Origin of the sequence: Clostridium sp. FS41 (genome assembly GCF_000954015.1) — a bacterium.
GTDB lineage: Bacteria > Bacillota > Clostridia > Lachnospirales > Lachnospiraceae > Enterocloster > Enterocloster citroniae.
Genome location: NZ_JYHN01000067.1, coordinates 236,593 through 251,275, shown reverse-complemented (window position 1 = coordinate 251,275; position 14,683 = coordinate 236,593). Strand labels below are relative to the sequence as shown.

At 50.7% G+C, this 14,683-nt stretch carries 15 protein-coding genes; 14 read left to right on the top strand and 1 reads right to left on the bottom strand.

The genetic code is table 11. The features are described 5' to 3' along the window. The first annotated feature begins 85 nt into the window (after positions 1-85). The 7 genes from rsxC (at position 86) to CLFS41_RS20870 (ending at position 5,646) form a co-directional block, all read left to right on the top strand. Entirely contained in the window at positions 86-1,411 is a 1,326-nt protein-coding gene (gene rsxC / locus CLFS41_RS20900; protein WP_007863717.1) for an electron transport complex subunit RsxC, read from the top strand. Between the two features lie 15 nt (positions 1,412-1,426). Then, positions 1,427-2,362, top strand: coding sequence for an RnfABCDGE type electron transport complex subunit D (locus CLFS41_RS20895; protein ID WP_007863718.1), 936 nt, complete (start codon positions 1,427-1,429; stop codon positions 2,360-2,362). Between the two features lie 2 nt (positions 2,363-2,364). Then, positions 2,365-2,979, top strand: coding sequence for an RnfABCDGE type electron transport complex subunit G (locus CLFS41_RS20890; protein WP_007863719.1), 615 nt, complete (start codon positions 2,365-2,367; stop codon positions 2,977-2,979). 11 nt (positions 2,980-2,990) lie between these two features. Continuing rightward, the gene (locus CLFS41_RS20885) at positions 2,991-3,782 is read left to right on the top strand and encodes an electron transport complex subunit E (protein WP_007863720.1); all 792 of its coding nucleotides are present in this window, start codon (positions 2,991-2,993) and stop codon (positions 3,780-3,782) included. Between the two features lie 12 nt (positions 3,783-3,794). Then, positions 3,795-4,370 carry an electron transport complex subunit RsxA gene (gene rsxA, locus CLFS41_RS20880; protein WP_007863721.1) on the top strand — a complete coding sequence of 192 codons (576 nt, stop codon included), beginning with the start codon at positions 3,795-3,797 and terminating at the stop codon, positions 4,368-4,370. A 16-nt stretch (positions 4,371-4,386) separates the two neighbouring features. Beyond that, positions 4,387-5,175, top strand: coding sequence for an RnfABCDGE type electron transport complex subunit B (locus CLFS41_RS20875; protein WP_007863723.1), 789 nt, complete (start codon positions 4,387-4,389; stop codon positions 5,173-5,175). Between the two features lie 210 nt (positions 5,176-5,385). Next, on the top strand, positions 5,386-5,646 hold the full coding sequence (locus CLFS41_RS20870) for a hypothetical protein (protein WP_007863725.1): 261 nt from the start codon (positions 5,386-5,388) through the stop codon (positions 5,644-5,646). Positions 5,647-5,754: 108 nt separating this feature from the next. Here CLFS41_RS20870 and CLFS41_RS20865 read toward each other — a convergent pair whose 3' ends face one another. Next, a complete protein-coding gene (locus tag CLFS41_RS20865; RefSeq protein WP_007863727.1) occupies positions 5,755-7,329 on the bottom strand; it encodes a sodium:solute symporter in 1,575 nt (524 codons plus the stop codon). Between the two features lie 592 nt (positions 7,330-7,921). On the opposite strand from CLFS41_RS20865, the gene CLFS41_RS20860 reads away from it, so the two are divergent. The 7 genes from CLFS41_RS20860 (at position 7,922) to CLFS41_RS20830 (ending at position 14,663) form a co-directional block, all read left to right on the top strand. Then, positions 7,922-8,755 carry a cell wall hydrolase gene (locus tag CLFS41_RS20860; protein ID WP_007863728.1) on the top strand — a complete coding sequence of 278 codons (834 nt, stop codon included), beginning with the start codon at positions 7,922-7,924 and terminating at the stop codon, positions 8,753-8,755. 90 nt (positions 8,756-8,845) lie between these two features. Further along, the gene (locus CLFS41_RS20855) at positions 8,846-9,310 is read left to right on the top strand and encodes a YhcH/YjgK/YiaL family protein (protein WP_045093351.1); all 465 of its coding nucleotides are present in this window, start codon (positions 8,846-8,848) and stop codon (positions 9,308-9,310) included. A gap of 267 nt (positions 9,311-9,577) precedes the next feature. Further along, entirely contained in the window at positions 9,578-10,612 is a 1,035-nt protein-coding gene (locus CLFS41_RS20850; RefSeq protein ID WP_045093350.1) for an iron ABC transporter permease, read from the top strand. Then, positions 10,606-11,418, top strand: coding sequence for an ABC transporter ATP-binding protein (locus CLFS41_RS20845; protein WP_007863734.1), 813 nt, complete (start codon positions 10,606-10,608; stop codon positions 11,416-11,418). Before CLFS41_RS20850 ends, CLFS41_RS20845 begins: the two co-directional genes overlap by 7 nt. Beyond that, on the top strand, positions 11,408-12,607 hold the full coding sequence (locus CLFS41_RS20840) for an ABC transporter substrate-binding protein (RefSeq protein ID WP_007863736.1): 1,200 nt from the start codon (positions 11,408-11,410) through the stop codon (positions 12,605-12,607). The genes CLFS41_RS20845 and CLFS41_RS20840 overlap by 11 nt, the downstream gene beginning before the upstream one ends. Further along, positions 12,604-13,452 carry a DUF364 domain-containing protein gene (locus CLFS41_RS20835; protein ID WP_007863737.1) on the top strand — a complete coding sequence of 283 codons (849 nt, stop codon included), beginning with the start codon at positions 12,604-12,606 and terminating at the stop codon, positions 13,450-13,452. Before CLFS41_RS20840 ends, CLFS41_RS20835 begins: the two co-directional genes overlap by 4 nt. Next, positions 13,452-14,663 carry a molybdopterin molybdotransferase MoeA gene (locus CLFS41_RS20830; RefSeq protein ID WP_052665826.1) on the top strand — a complete coding sequence of 404 codons (1,212 nt, stop codon included), beginning with the start codon at positions 13,452-13,454 and terminating at the stop codon, positions 14,661-14,663. Before CLFS41_RS20835 ends, CLFS41_RS20830 begins: the two co-directional genes overlap by 1 nt. Positions 14,664-14,683 lie beyond the last annotated feature (20 nt).

Sequence of the window (14,683 nt, the reverse complement as noted above, 5' to 3'; positions counted from 1 at the left end):
TCTCCCGTATGCCGGTTTTTTGCTGGCTGCACTGTGCCGCCGGGCGGCACTAGGAAATATTATGAAAGAAAGAGGGAGAGAATCCATGGGTTTGGCGACTTTTATAGGCGGCATCCATCCGTATGAGGGAAAAGAGCTGTCAGAGAACAAACCGGTACAGGTTCTGATGCCAAAGGGCGACCTGGTGTATCCTATGTCACAGCATATCGGTGCACCTGCGAAACCGCTTGTGGCAAAGGGCGACCATGTACTGGCAGGCCAGAAGATTGGAGAAGCGGGAGGTTTTATTTCAGCCAATGTAATTGCTTCTGTATCAGGAACGGTGAAAGCCATTGAGCCGAGGCGTATGGCGAACGGAGCAATGGTACCCTCCATTGTGGTGGAAAACGATGGGGAATATAAAACGGTTGAAGGAGTAGGGGAAGACAGGGACCCTTCGGCCCTTTCCAAAGAAGAGATCCGAAGCATTGTGAAGGAGGCAGGTATCGTAGGCCTTGGAGGAGCCGGTTTCCCAACGCATGTGAAACTGACCCCAAAGGACGAGAATGCCATTGAGTACATACTTGTAAACGGCGCTGAGTGCGAGCCTTACCTTACAAGCGATTACCGCATGATGCTTGAGGAGCCGGAAAAGATCGTAGGAGGCTTAAAGGTCATCCTGCAGCTGTTTGACAATGCAAAGGGCGTGATCGGCATTGAGAACAACAAACCGGAGGCCATTAAAAAGCTGACGGAGATGGTAAAGGACGAGCCGCGCATTACCGTATGTCCATTGCAGACAAAGTATCCCCAGGGCGGTGAGCGTTCCCTGATCTACGCGGTCACAGGAAGAAAGGTCAATTCCTCCATGCTGCCTGCCGATGCGGGATGTATTGTGGATAATATTGATACCGTGATCGCAATTTATATGGCAGTGTGCAAATGCACGCCGCTGATGCGCAAGATCATTACCGTGACCGGCGATGCGGTAGCTGATCCCAGGAACTTTAATGTGAAGCTGGGAACCAACTATCAGGAGCTGTTAGAGGCGGCCGGCGGTTTTAAGACTGAGCCGGAGAAGATCATTTCCGGCGGCCCTATGATGGGACAGGCAATGTTTGGCCTGGATATACCGGTGAGCAAGACTTCATCCGCACTGACCTGTTTTACAAAGGACCAGGTGGCAGAGATGGAGCCTTCAGCATGCATCCGCTGCGGTAAATGCGTCAGCGTATGTCCCAGCCATATCATACCTGTGATGATGATGCAGGCAGCCCTGCGCGATGACTGTGAAACGTTTGAAAAATTAAACGGTATGGAGTGTATGGAGTGCGGAAGCTGTACGTATATTTGTCCGGCCAAGCGTCCGCTTACACAGGCATTTAAGGAAATGCGCAAGACGGTTGCGGCAAACCGCAGGAAGAAAGGGTAGGAGGGGACATAGGAAATGAGTAAATTATTAAATGTATCATCATCCCCGCATGTGAGAAGCCATGAGACCACCCACAGCATCATGCTGGATGTGGCCATCGCCATGTTGCCTGCATCTGCGTTTGGTGTGTATCATTTCGGCTTACATGCATTGTTGGTATTGATTGTAACGGTTGCGGCCTGTATGCTCAGCGAGTACGTATATGAAAAGCTGATGCACAAGCCATGCACCTTAAGCGACTGCAGCGCCCTTGTAACAGGAATGATCCTGGCGCTGAACATGCCGCCGGAGATTCCGGTATGGATCCCGGCCCTGGGCGGTATCTTTGCAATTATTGTGGTAAAGCAGCTGTATGGCGGCCTTGGACAGAACTTCATGAACCCGGCGCTGGCAGCAAGATGTTTCCTGCTGATCTCTTTTGCAGGAAAGATGACCAATTTCAGCTACAGCGGTTTTGACGGTATTTCCGGAGCAACCCCTCTGGCAGTGCTTAAGAGCGGCGGTGAGGTGGATATCCCTGCCATGTTCATTGGTAACATTCCGGGAACCATCGGCGAGGTATCTGTGATCGCCCTGCTGGTAGGAGCTGCCTATCTGCTGTTTAAGAAGGTGATCTCCATCCGCATTCCGGGAACCTACATACTTACGGTTGTTGTTTTCGCAGCGCTGTTTGGCGGTCATGGATTTGATGTGAACTATATCCTGGCCCACCTGTGCGGCGGCGGACTTATCTTTGGTGCATTTTTCATGGCCACTGACTATGTGACCAGCCCCATTACGCCAAAGGGACAGATTGTATTCGGCATCCTCCTGGGCGTTCTGACCGGACTGTTCCGTATCTTCGGCGGTTCCGCAGAGGGCGTGTCCTATGCGATCATCATCAGCAATATCCTGGTTCCGCTGATTGAAAAGGTGACCCTTCCCAAGGCATTTGGAAAGGAGGGCAAGTAATTATGAGTAAAGCAGGATTTATGAAAGACGCGGTGATCCTCTTTGTTATAACCCTGGTGTCAGGCTGTCTTCTGGGCGGAGTGTACCAGGTGACAAAAGAGCCCATTGCCCAGGCAACCATTGCCGCCAACAACAAGGCATACAAGGCAGTGTTTAACGAGGCTGAGACCTTTGAGTCAGATGATGCCCTTACGGCCGCCATTGAGGGCTGCAATGCAGACCTGGCCGGTATGGATTTCGGAGGCGTGGCAGTGGAGAACGTGTTAAAGGCAGTGGACGGCAGCGGCAATGAACTTGGCTATGTCATCACCTCCCTTTCCAATGACAGCTACGGCGGTGCTGTAAAGCTGTCTGTGGGTCTTAAGGAGGACGGCACCATCACAGGGATCGAATTCCTGGAGATCAACGATACGCCAGGCCTGGGCCTTAAGGCAAAGGAACCCGCATTCAAGGACCAGTTTACAGGCAAGAATGCGCAATCCTTAAGTGTAACAAAGTCAGGTAATGCAGATGACACCCAGATCAATGCGATCAGCGGCGCTACCATTACCTCAAGCGCAACAACCAACGCGGTCAATGCAGCATTATACTATCTGCACAACTGCGTGAACGAATAGGAGGTGGGATAATGAATAACTGTTCAGAGCGTTTATATAACGGTATTGTGAAAGAAAACCCTACCTTCGTCCTGATGCTTGGTATGTGTCCGACCCTGGCCGTAACCACATCAGCTATCAACGGCCTTGGTATGGGACTTTCCACAACCGTGGTTTTACTGTTTTCCAACATGATCATTGCAGCCCTTCGTAAGATCATTCCGGACCGTGTGCGTATTCCCGCATACATTGTGATCGTGGCTTCATTGGTTACCATTGTACAGCTGCTGCTTCAGGCATATGTGCCCAGCCTTTACTCCGCGCTGGGTATCTACATTCCCCTGATCGTGGTTAACTGTATCATCCTTGGCCGCGCTGAGTCCTATGCATCCAAGAACGGACCGCTGGTATCCACCTTTGACGGTATCGGCATGGGCCTGGGCTTTACCATTGCCCTTACCTGTATCGGCATAGTCCGTGAGATCTTAGGTTCCGGCGCAATATTCGGAAACGTGGTCATTCCTGAGGATTACCACATTGCCATCTTTGTACTGGCCCCCGGCGCATTCTTTGTGCTGGCGATCCTGACCGCCCTTCAGAACAAGTTCAAAGCGCCTTCTGCCACCAATGGATCGGTTCCAAAATCCAGGCTGGCATGCGGCGGCAACTGTATGGAGTGTTCCGGTTCCTCCTGTATGTCCAACCACGAAGTGCTTGAGACCAGGAAGCGCCAGGCGGAGGAAAAGGCACTGGCGGCAAAGAAGGAAGCGTTAGCAAAGAAGGAAGCAGAGTTAAAAGCAGCTACTTCCAAAAAAGAAAATTAGGAGGGTGGATAGATGAAAGAATTATTATTAATTGCCATTGGTTCCGCTCTGGTTAATAACGTTGTTTTGAGCCAGTTTTTAGGACTTTGTCCATTCCTCGGTGTTTCAAAAAAGGTGGAAACCTCAGCCGGTATGGGTGCAGCAGTTATTTTCGTTATTACCATTGCATCCGCTGTGACCAGCCTGGTGTATACAGGTATCCTTGTAAACCTGCACCTGGAATATCTCCAGACCATTGTCTTTATCCTGGTAATTGCAGCACTGGTTCAGTTTGTGGAGATGTTTTTAAAGAAATCCATGCCGTCCCTGTATGAGGCGCTGGGCGTATACCTGCCTCTGATCACCACCAACTGTGCGGTTCTGGGCGTGGCTCTTACTAATGTGCAGAAGTCCTATAACTTTGTACAGAGCGTTGTAAACGGTGTGGGTATCTCCGTTGGTTTTACCATTGCTATTGTCATGTTAGCTGGTGTCCGCGAGAAGATTGAGCATAATGACGTACCATATTCATTCCAGGGGTCACCTATTGTTCTGATTACCTCAGGTCTTATGGCAATCGCATTTTTCGGATTTTCCGGATTAATTTAGAAGGAGGAGAAGGAAAATGGTAACAGGTATTATTATAGCGGCAGCAGTGGTAGGTATCCTTGGTATCCTGATCGGTATCTTCCTGGGAGTTGCCAGTGAGAAGTTTAAGGTAGAAGTAGATGAGAAAGAAATCCTGGTCCGCAACGAACTGCCCGGCAACAACTGCGGCGGCTGTGGTTACGCAGGATGTGATGCACTGGCCAAAGCCATTGCGGCAGGTCAGGCAGATGTGGGCGCATGTCCGGTGGGCGGTGCTTCGGCAGCAGAGAAGATCGGAGCCATCATGGGCGTTGCCGGAGGAACTGCTGAGAAAAAGGTGGCCTTTGTCAAATGTAAGGGTACATGTGACAAGACAAAGGTTCAGTATAACTATTACGGCGTGGATGACTGCAAGAAGGTATCTGTGGTGCCTGGAGCAGGCGAAAAGGCATGTACATACGGATGTATGGGCTACGGCTCCTGTGTGAAGGCATGTGCCTTTGACGCCATCCATGTGGTGGACGGTGTTGCAGTGGTTGACAAGGAGAAATGTGTTGCCTGCGGCAAGTGCGTATCCTCCTGTCCCAACAACTTGATCGAGCTGGTTCCTTATAAATCAGAGCATCTGGTACAGTGCAGTTCCCATGCCAAGGGCAAGGACGTAAAGGCAGTCTGCGAATCAGGATGTATCGGCTGTACCCTTTGTACAAAACAGTGCGAGTTTGACGCCATCCATATGGAGAATAACCTGGCAGTGATCGATTATGAGAAATGCACCAACTGCGGCAAGTGTGCAGAGAAGTGTCCGGTCAAGGTGATCCTGTAGGATTGTGTAAGGCATGAGAAAGAAAATCCTGTGAATATCAGGGAAGGCTGTTTCCTTTTGCGGCAGAGTGCTGCGGGGGAGGCAGCCTTTCTTTTGTGTCCCCACTGGAAATTGTAAATGAAGTTTAAAAGAAAAGTGAACATTTCCATGGGGCGCCGTGATAAAATGAAAGCAGAATAACAGGAGTTTACTTTTGACGGAGGGATGAATATGATCACCATATTTAACAGGGCAAGCGTATACATTGGAAGGGATATGAAGGAGTTTGCCAGAGTGCGCCAGACGCTGGCACAGGAGCAGATCGGCTATACTTATAAGGTGAAGAATCAGATGGGACAGTGGACTGGCTCAGGGACGCTCAGGGGCCGGACGGGAAGCCTGGGACAGGACAGCAGCCTGCAGTATGAGTATGAGGTGTTTGTCCGCAGCAAAGACAGGGATAAGGCCATGTATCTGCTGCGAAAGAACTGAGGTCTGAAGCAGGAGAAAAACAGAAGGAAAATAATCATATAATATACATCAGGCCCGGATAAGGCAGCTGTCTTATCCGGGCCTGATACGTTTATATACCGGTGTACCTTAGTGGCTTTTTTTCCGCTTTTTGAATGCAGGCGAGTCAAAGGACTGGTCATCGGGCAATACCTTTTTGCTGGTGGATTCCACCAGGTCGTTGTAACAGGAAAATACATGTTCCAGATGATCGGCGGAAAGCTTGGGTGAAAGGACGGATACTACGGGGACAACCACAAGTCCGGCCACCATGGCCACGGCCCCTGCATTGATGGGGGAGGCAATATAGTGGAGGAACATGTTGGATACGGTGATGCCCACCCCGGTGATAAAACTTGCCCATACAGCGGCAGTGGTGACCCCTTTCCAGTAAAGCCCATAGAGGAAGGGAGCCAGGAAAGCGCCAGCCAGGGCGCCCCAGGAGATCCCCATAAGCTGTGCGATAAAATCAGGGGGATCCAGGGCCAGCACAACGCTGATGAGAATGAACACCACGATCAGGGACTGCATCAGGAACAGCTGGGTCTTATCCTTCATGTTCTTTACCAGGTTTCCCTTGATAAAGTCCAGGGTAAGGGTGGAACTGGAGGTCAGCACCAGGGAGGACAGGGTGGACATGGAAGCGGACAGCACCAGCATGACCACGATCCCGATCAATACATCCGGCAGACCGGAGAGCATGGCCGGGATGATGGTATCAAAGGCCACGGTTCCATTTCCATTATAGATGGCAGGGCTGTCAAAGAGACGTCCAAAGCCGCCCAGAAAGTAGCTGCCCCCTGAGATGACAATGGCAAATATAGTGGAGATCACAGTTCCAGTGGCAATGGCCTTCTCGCTGCGTATGGTATAAAATTTGTGGATCATCTGGGGAAGTCCCCAGGTGCCCAGAGAGGTTAGGATAACCACTCCCAGAAGGTTGATGGGGTCCGGTCCGAAAAAGGAGGCATACGCGCCGGGCTGCCCCATGGTTAGGGGGACCTCGCTGGGAATCTGAGCCAATTTGCCTACCGCGGCAGTGAAACCGCCCTGTCCGCTCAGCACACTTAAGATAACGGCAATGATCCCGGCCAGCATAATGATGCCCTGGATAAAATCATTGATGGCAGTTGCCATATAACCGCCCAGAATTACATATACGGCGGTGAGGAGGGCCATACCCAGCACACAGACACTGTAGGGAATGTCAAATGCCATCCCAAAGAGCCTTGACAGCCCGTTATAAACAGATGCCGTATAGGGGATCAGGAAAATGAAAATAATCACCGATGCCACGATCTTAAGCCCCTTGCTGTCAAAACGGCTTCCGAAAAATTCCGGCATGGTGGCGGAAGACAAATGCTTGCTCATAACCCTGGTACGCCTGCCAAGGATGACCCAGGCCAAAAGGCTTCCGATCAGGGCATTGCCGATTCCGATCCACGTGGATGCAAGGCCGTATTTCCAGCCGAACTGCCCGGCATAGCCTATGAATACAACCGCGGAAAAGTAAGAAGTGCCGTAGGCAAATGCAGTGAGCCAGGGGCCTACACCTCTGCCGCCCAGGACGAAATCATTGACGTTGGTGGCATGGCGTCTGGAATAGAAGCCCACTCCGATCATGATGGAAAAAAAGATGACCAGCATCAACAGTTTAATTGTCATTGTTAAACCCTCCATGAATACTTTAATAATTAAAACTTCTGAACTTTAATGTATCAGAGCAGAGGCGGAAAGTCAAAGGATATTTATGCGTTTTGGATTCTTTGGTTGAATTGCACATAGGAAAGTAAGATGAAATATATGGAAGAGGCCGTTTTTTGATGAAAGTGGGGAATGAACGCCAAATATCGACAAAAAACGTTAAGCGTGCCAATTGAGAACAAATGTAAATAATAGTTGATTTAAGTAAAAAATACTTTACATAAAATAAATTACAAAAAAAGGAAATCAAAAGGCATGAATAAAATTTAATAATAATGTAACATAAATGTAAAAAATTTGAGGTAAAATTTAACAATATAGGAGCAAAAATAACGGGAAAACTATACCATATCCATAAAAATAATTACAAATATTTCAAATATAATAAAAAATGTAACAAACATGTTAAAAGTCCATTGACTGCAAAAGTCAAATCCCATATAATTAGCCGTACATCCCAGAAAAACATGCACAAAGTGGGGGATACCCACTGCAACAAAAACGAGAATTGGATACCCGCAGACAGAATGGGGTCCAGGAAAGAGGAGTATGTATGCTTACATTACATTCATTCCTTCAATCGGTTGTTCTCTTTGTTAAATCACTTACCGTGAAGGTGACAAAGCAGATGTACCGTTCCTCATCTGTTCTTCTGACAGGGATGATGGTGGTTGCCATCATTGCATTTTCCGCCAACGGGTTTGGCGGCGGGGGCAAGAATGCCCTGGCTGCGCCCATTGCTGAGGAAAGTCAGGAGGAGGATACACAGACAGAGGAAGCAGAAGGAAGCGGTCTGGTTACGGAAGCAAAAATACAATTCGGGCTATTAAACACAGACAGCGAAGGCCAACATCTGGCCGGTGCGCTGCTGGAAGCAAATGTCCGTGAAAAGCAGAGACAGCAGGCAGCTGCACAGACCCAGATAGAGACACTTCAGAAACAGATATTAAAAGAAAGACAGGAAGAGGAAGCAAGAAAAAAGGCAGAAGAGGAGCGCAGGGCAGCCAGAAGAATCCGTTATACGGATGAGGATTACCAAGTCCTTTTGCGCATTGTCCAGGCCGAGGCAGGCATCTGTGATGAGAGAGGCAAGATCCTGGTAGCAGATGTGATCATTAACCGTGTATTATCCAAGGAGTTTCCTGACAGTATAAAAGCAGTTGTGTACGAGCCATCCCAGTTTCAGCCCGTGGCCAACGGCAGGATCAATTCTGTTAAGGTGACAGCGGAGACCATAGCATGTGTGGAGCGTGCTCTGGACGGAGAGGATTACTCGGGCGGAGCCCTTTATTTTATGAACCGGAGAGGTTCCGGAGGAGCGGCTGCCTGGTTTGACAGGCACCTTACTTACCTTTTTGCCCATGACGGCCATGAGTTTTTCCGTTAAAGAATATAAGGGCTTAAAAAAGGATTGAGTTTCCCATAGCTTTAGGTGTATACTTGTATTGGAAAATATTAACACAAAGGAGAATGGGATATGATTTTTGATGAAAAGAAAAACCTGGATTTTTACAGAAACTTGGGAGTGGAAGGCAGATATGCCAAAGCGGTGGATTTTCTGCAGAATACGGATCTGGACGCGCTTGAACCAGGTAAGTATGAGATTGACGGCAAGAACGTGTATGCCAATGTTGTAGCTTACACCACCATTCCCTGGGATGAGGCAAAGTATGAAGCCCATGAGCACTATACTGATATCCAGTATGTGATCGAGGGAAGCGAGGTCATGACCTATGCGCCTGTTCACGAGATGACAGTAAAGACACCTTATAATCCAGACAAGGATGTGGTATTCTTTGAGAATACAACTCCGGGACTTCGGATCGTGACAAAAGCAGACCAGTACCTGATCTTTCAACCATGGGATGCCCATAAGCCAAAGGCAGCTGACCAGGAGCCGGCGCCCATTAAAAAGGTGATCGTAAAAATTAAAGAGGATTGATCCGTTAGGCGGATCTGGTTTTGCCCGGCAGTGTATGCCGGGTATTTTTTATGCCAAGGCCCTGCTTTTATTATAAGGAAGTTAAAAAGTGGATGACACATAGGATAAAGTATTGTATAATATCGTTATACTTTAAAAAGAATAACGATTTACCCTGGTGGCGGTTACACGCCTGGCCCTGCGGGGAACCGGGATACGGATTGCGGCCGATTGGTCTGAGGCGGAGAACGTACAGGGAATCATGGCCGGGGGAGCGTGTAAAGGGGAATGAGAAAAGATAAAAAGGGGAAAATGAAATTCCGCATATTGGTGCTGGTCCTGATCATGCTGCTGACCGGCTTGTTTTTTGCTTCTTTCCTGGTGGGTACTTATCCCATTCCTGTGGGAACGGTTTGGGATGTGCTCTGGTCCGGGATAACTGAGTTCACGCCTTATTGGGATCCGGCCGTGGAAAAAGTCATTTTCCAGGTCAGGATCCCCAGAATACTGCTTGGAATCCTGGTGGGCGGCGGTCTGGCTGTTTCCGGAGCATCCTATCAGACCTTGTTTAAGAACCCTATGGTATCCCCGGATATCTTGGGGGTGTCGGCAGGAGCAGGGTTCGGTGCCGCCCTGGCAATGCTGGGAAGCGGCTCCTGGGCCCAGATCCAGCTGAGCGCCCTGGTCTTTGGTCTGGCAGCCGTGGCAGCCGCTTATTTGATCGGCTCTGTTTACGGGAAAGCTGAGGTTACTACCCTGGTTCTGGCCGGAGTCATTGTATCCAGCCTGTTCCAGGCGCTTTTATCCGTGGTTAAAACATACGCGGATACGGACAGCCAGCTTCCATCCATTACCTTCTGGCTTATGGGCAGTTTGGGAAAGGGGGACATGGAGGATGTGGGAATCCTCCTGCCCGTGACCGGAGTCTGTCTCCTCATCCTGTTTCTGTACCGGAACCAGATCGATGTGCTGGCAACCGGGGAGGAAGAGGCTGCGGCCTTGGGAGTGAATGTGAAGCTGGTGAGTTTTCTTGTGATCGTCACCTCCACCATGATGACCGTGGTGTCGGTGAGCATCTGCGGAATGATCGGATGGGTAGGACTGGTGGTGCCGCATATCACCCGCCTGTTTACGGGGGCCAGATATTCCAGGCTGATCGCGGTGTCATTTCTCATCGGCGGTTTCTTTCTGCTGCTCATGGACGATATCATACGGGGGGCTAACAGCGTGGAACTGCCCCTTGGGGTATTGACTGCCCTGGTAGGAACTCCGGTTTTTGCATTTCTTCTGGTCCGTTCCAGAAAGGGGGCTTCCCAATGCTGACAGTGGAGCACCTGAGATTTTCCTACAAACACGGAGACTTGGTATTAAAGGATGTGAGTTTTGACCTGGATTTTGGGGATTGCCTGTGCCTTCTGGGCCCCAATGGCACGGGTAAGACAACCTTGTTAAAATGTCTTCTGAACCATCAGAAACCTGATGGGGGACGGATTCTTCTGGATGGCAGGGATATCTGCTGTATGACATCCAGGGAAAGGGCTGCCAGGCTGGCCTATGTGTCTCAGTCCACAGGACTGTCATTTCCCTATTCTGTGGAGGAGGTGGTGCTGATGGGACGTGTGGCACATATGCGTCTGGGTGCATCCATATCAAAGAAGGACCGGAGCATTGCTTATGAGGTCATGGACCGTATGGGGATCATGGATATGAAACATAAGAATTTTCAGATCCTCAGCGGAGGGGAGCGTCAGATGGTGCTGATTGCCAGAGCATTGACCCAACAGGCCAATTATCTGATCCTGGACGAGCCCACAGCAGCCCTGGATTACAGCAATCAGGTGAAAATATTGGATATGATCCGGAATTTGTCAGGAGGGGGATACGGGATCCTTATGACCTCCCACTTTCCGGATCACGCATTCCTGGCCTGCAACAAAGCGGTCCTTATGAGGGATGGGGGAGTGATGGCATTTGGAACACCGGATCAGGTTGTAACCAGTGATAATTTAACGGAACTTTACCGCGTACCGGTTGTTGTAACCGAAGCCGCGTTAGAGAATAAAGGGGAACAGGCCATACAAAGGGTCTGTGTACCGGTGATCAAAAGGAGAGGAAATAATGAGACGTAATATGAGAAAAGGCAGATCTGGGATTATGGCGGTGATCCTGTCGGCAGCATTGGGAGCGGGGATGATGACAGGCTGTGGAAACACAGGCCGGAATACGGCCGAGACCCCGGCTGTAACCGCAGCCGGAACCACAGCCGGGACCGCGGCCGGAACTACAACCGGGACCGCAGCCGGAACTACAACCGGGACCGCAGCCGAGAATACAGCCGGGGCAGCAAAGCAGGAAGGGAAAGCCACCCATGATGTCACTGACATGGCCGGCAGGACCGTGACACTGCCCACGGAGATAGACAGCATCGCAACCTTTGGATCCATCGGAGTCATCAATGCATTTGTAGAGCTTATGGGAAGCGGGGAGAAGATCTGCAACGACATGACGGCCAGTTTTACCAAATCTGATAAATGGGCCATGCAGTATGAGTTTGCGCCTCAGATAAAGGGTGCGCCGGTGCTTCAGAACGCGGACGGGGAAATACAGATGGAAAAGGTGCTGGCCCTGAACCCGGATCTGTGCCTGGTAATGTCCAAGGACCTGATTGAACCGTTGGAATCCAACGGCCTGAACGTGATCTATTTTGAGTGGAAGCAGACCAATGATGTAAAGACAGCTGTTACCTTGATGGGGGAAGTGCTGGATAAGAAGGAGCTGGCCCAGGATTACCTGTCCTATTTTGACCAGATGGTGGAGGAAGCCGGCGAAAAGGCAGCTTCCCTCAAGGATGGGGATAAGAAGACAGTCTTGTACGGAAATATTGACAAGCTGACCCAGCCCCATGTGATCGCAGAGTGGTGGATCGAGGCAGCAGGGGGGATCAGTGTTACAAAAGACAGCTGGAATAATGAAAATGGAAGCTGCACCTACACCCAGGAAGATGTGCTTAAATGGAATCCGGATGTGATGATCGTCACGGACCCGTCCATGAAAGCAGTTCTGATGGAGGATTCTCTGTACTCTGATATTAACGGGGTGAAGAACGGTGCGATCTACAGCATTCCCACCGTGGCCCATGTGTGGGGGAACCGAACCGTGGAACAGCCGCTGACCGTATTCTGGACCATGAATAAGCTTTATCCTGAAGTGGTGGGCACTGATGAATTAAAGGAGAAAATCTCATATTTTTACAGCCATTTCTTCCAATATGAAGTCAGTGAGGAGCAGCTGGATGCAATCATAGGAGGCGTGTCATGAGATGCTATGAATCCGCCATACTGAGGGAATCCGTGGAGCTGGTCAGGCAGCATTTGGGAAGAGAGCTGGAGGATATGACCGTTGAACGGGCGGTGTTCGGGCTGTTCTTTTCAGGGGTTAAGCTGTCCACCGGGCAGGGAGGACTATGCTTTACACCGGTAAAGGAAATGCCTCAGGCAGTCTGCTGTCCCAGTTCAGCCAAAGCCATGCCCTTGTCCGGACGTCTGAAAGGGCGTCCGGTGAAGGAATATTTAGATGATATATTCGGGGACAATATACTGCGGCGCACCCTTGGCATTGCTGCTCTCAATGCTCTCAGCATGGCTGTGTGGGAGCGGGAAGTGCCTGCCGGATATGAGATCCTGGCCGGAGTGGATGCATTTGACCAGCTGGAGGTGGAGAACTATCCAAAAACAGTGGTGGTGGGAGCACTGGTGCCCATGCTTAAAAAGCTGATGGCGGCCAATGCCTGTTTTCATGTGCTGGAACAGGATCCGCGAACCTTAAAAGAGCGGGAGCTGCCTTACTATGCACCGGCTGACCAGGCCGGCGTTTATGTGCCGGAGGCAGATCTTATGGTGATCACGGGAGTGACCATTCTTAACGACACGCTTCCCGGCCTTTTGGATATGGCAAAACCAGGGGCCCAGATTCTGGTGACAGGCCCCACGGCCAGTATGCTTCCCGATGCCTTCTTTTCCAGGGGGGTTACCATGCTGGGCGGTATCCATGTGACAAAAGCGGATGAACTGCTGGATATCATCAGCGAAGGCGGCTCGGGATATCATTTTTTTGGAAAATATGCGGACAGGACCGTAATAGTGAAAAAAGGGGGAAATGCCTGATGCGGGATACATATGGTACAGAACCTGTCCGGGATGAGATGTTCTCTATCCTGGAGACTTATATTCCATGGAAGGGGAGGACGGAGCAGGTTCAGATATGGGACGGGGATGGCCGGATTGTGGCAGAGGACCTGAGGGCGGGATATTCCCTGCCCAATCGTCCAACCAGTGCCTTTGACGGCATTGCGGTCAGGTTCTCGGATTTTACCTCCGGGATTCCGGAAACATCCGCCTGGAAGGGAGGAACGGATTATGTGTTTAGCAACACAGGAGTGGCCATACCGGATGCGTTTGATACGGTCATAGCCATAGAGGATGTGGTGATGGAGGCCGGTGGTGCCCTTCACCTTTTATCCTGTCCGCAAACATGGGGGGAGTACGTGACTCCTGTGGGCAGTCAGATAAAGAAAGGGGAGATCCTGGCCCATAAAGGGGAAATGCTCCATCCCGCGCTGCTGGGAGTCCTGGCAGGGGCCGGATACCGGAGTGTTCCTGTTTACGTGCGCCCAAGGGTACTGTTCCTGCCCACGGGAGATGAGCTGGTGCCCTTTGGCGGGGGAGTCCCAACAGGCAGCAATACGGAGTCAAACAGTGTGATGCTGTGGGCCATGATACGGCGTTTTGGCGGACAGCCGTCCGTGTCGCGTATTTTGGAGGATGACCCGGACGTGATTAAAGACGCCCTTCTTTGTGGCATCCGCCAGGCGGATCTGGTGATCATCGGCGCCGGTTCATCCAAGGGAAGCAAGGACTTTACCATGGATGTGCTGGATTCCATTGGAACTGTGATCGTTCGCGAATTGGGGGTTGCTCCGGGAAAACACTGCAGCCTTACCATGGTGGAGGGAGTGCCTGTTATGGGGATACCGGGGCCGCCAGGAGGCGCGCAGCTCATAAGCGAATACTATATCAAAGCAGCCATAGAGCTGCTTGTGACAGGGAAAATCCGCCCGGTCCCATGGGTCAGCGCCGTATTGGACGGGGACATTCCCTCCCGTCCCATTGATTTCATGCAGGGGATGGAGTTATCCGTGCATAAGGGGATATTCCATGGGGTTCCCTGGCCTGTATCCGGCAGGACAAGGGCTGAGTGCAGAAATGATCTCAAAGCCATCTGCTATTGTCCAAAGGGAAGAAAGTTTACAAAGGGAGAGACAGTCAAGGTGGAGCTTCCATTGGCGGAAATCCCGGTCCGGTGGCAGCAGGTGTGACATGATGGCGGAAATCCCGG

Coding starts and splice junctions, on each gene's coding strand:
- rsxC (WP_007863717.1), top strand. CDS start 86: ATGGGTTTGGCGACTTTTATAGGCGGCATCCATCCGTATGAGGGAAAA.
- CLFS41_RS20895 (WP_007863718.1), top strand. CDS start 1,427: ATGAGTAAATTATTAAATGTATCATCATCCCCGCATGTGAGAAGCCAT.
- CLFS41_RS20890 (WP_007863719.1), top strand. CDS start 2,365: ATGAGTAAAGCAGGATTTATGAAAGACGCGGTGATCCTCTTTGTTATA.
- CLFS41_RS20885 (WP_007863720.1), top strand. CDS start 2,991: ATGAATAACTGTTCAGAGCGTTTATATAACGGTATTGTGAAAGAAAAC.
- rsxA (WP_007863721.1), top strand. CDS start 3,795: ATGAAAGAATTATTATTAATTGCCATTGGTTCCGCTCTGGTTAATAAC.
- CLFS41_RS20875 (WP_007863723.1), top strand. CDS start 4,387: ATGGTAACAGGTATTATTATAGCGGCAGCAGTGGTAGGTATCCTTGGT.
- CLFS41_RS20870 (WP_007863725.1), top strand. CDS start 5,386: ATGATCACCATATTTAACAGGGCAAGCGTATACATTGGAAGGGATATG.
- CLFS41_RS20865 (WP_007863727.1), bottom strand. CDS start 7,329: ATGACAATTAAACTGTTGATGCTGGTCATCTTTTTTTCCATCATGATC.
- CLFS41_RS20860 (WP_007863728.1), top strand. CDS start 7,922: ATGCTTACATTACATTCATTCCTTCAATCGGTTGTTCTCTTTGTTAAA.
- CLFS41_RS20855 (WP_045093351.1), top strand. CDS start 8,846: ATGATTTTTGATGAAAAGAAAAACCTGGATTTTTACAGAAACTTGGGA.
- CLFS41_RS20850 (WP_045093350.1), top strand. CDS start 9,578: ATGAGAAAAGATAAAAAGGGGAAAATGAAATTCCGCATATTGGTGCTG.
- CLFS41_RS20845 (WP_007863734.1), top strand. CDS start 10,606: ATGCTGACAGTGGAGCACCTGAGATTTTCCTACAAACACGGAGACTTG.
- CLFS41_RS20840 (WP_007863736.1), top strand. CDS start 11,408: ATGAGACGTAATATGAGAAAAGGCAGATCTGGGATTATGGCGGTGATC.
- CLFS41_RS20835 (WP_007863737.1), top strand. CDS start 12,604: ATGAGATGCTATGAATCCGCCATACTGAGGGAATCCGTGGAGCTGGTC.
- CLFS41_RS20830 (WP_052665826.1), top strand. CDS start 13,452: ATGCGGGATACATATGGTACAGAACCTGTCCGGGATGAGATGTTCTCT.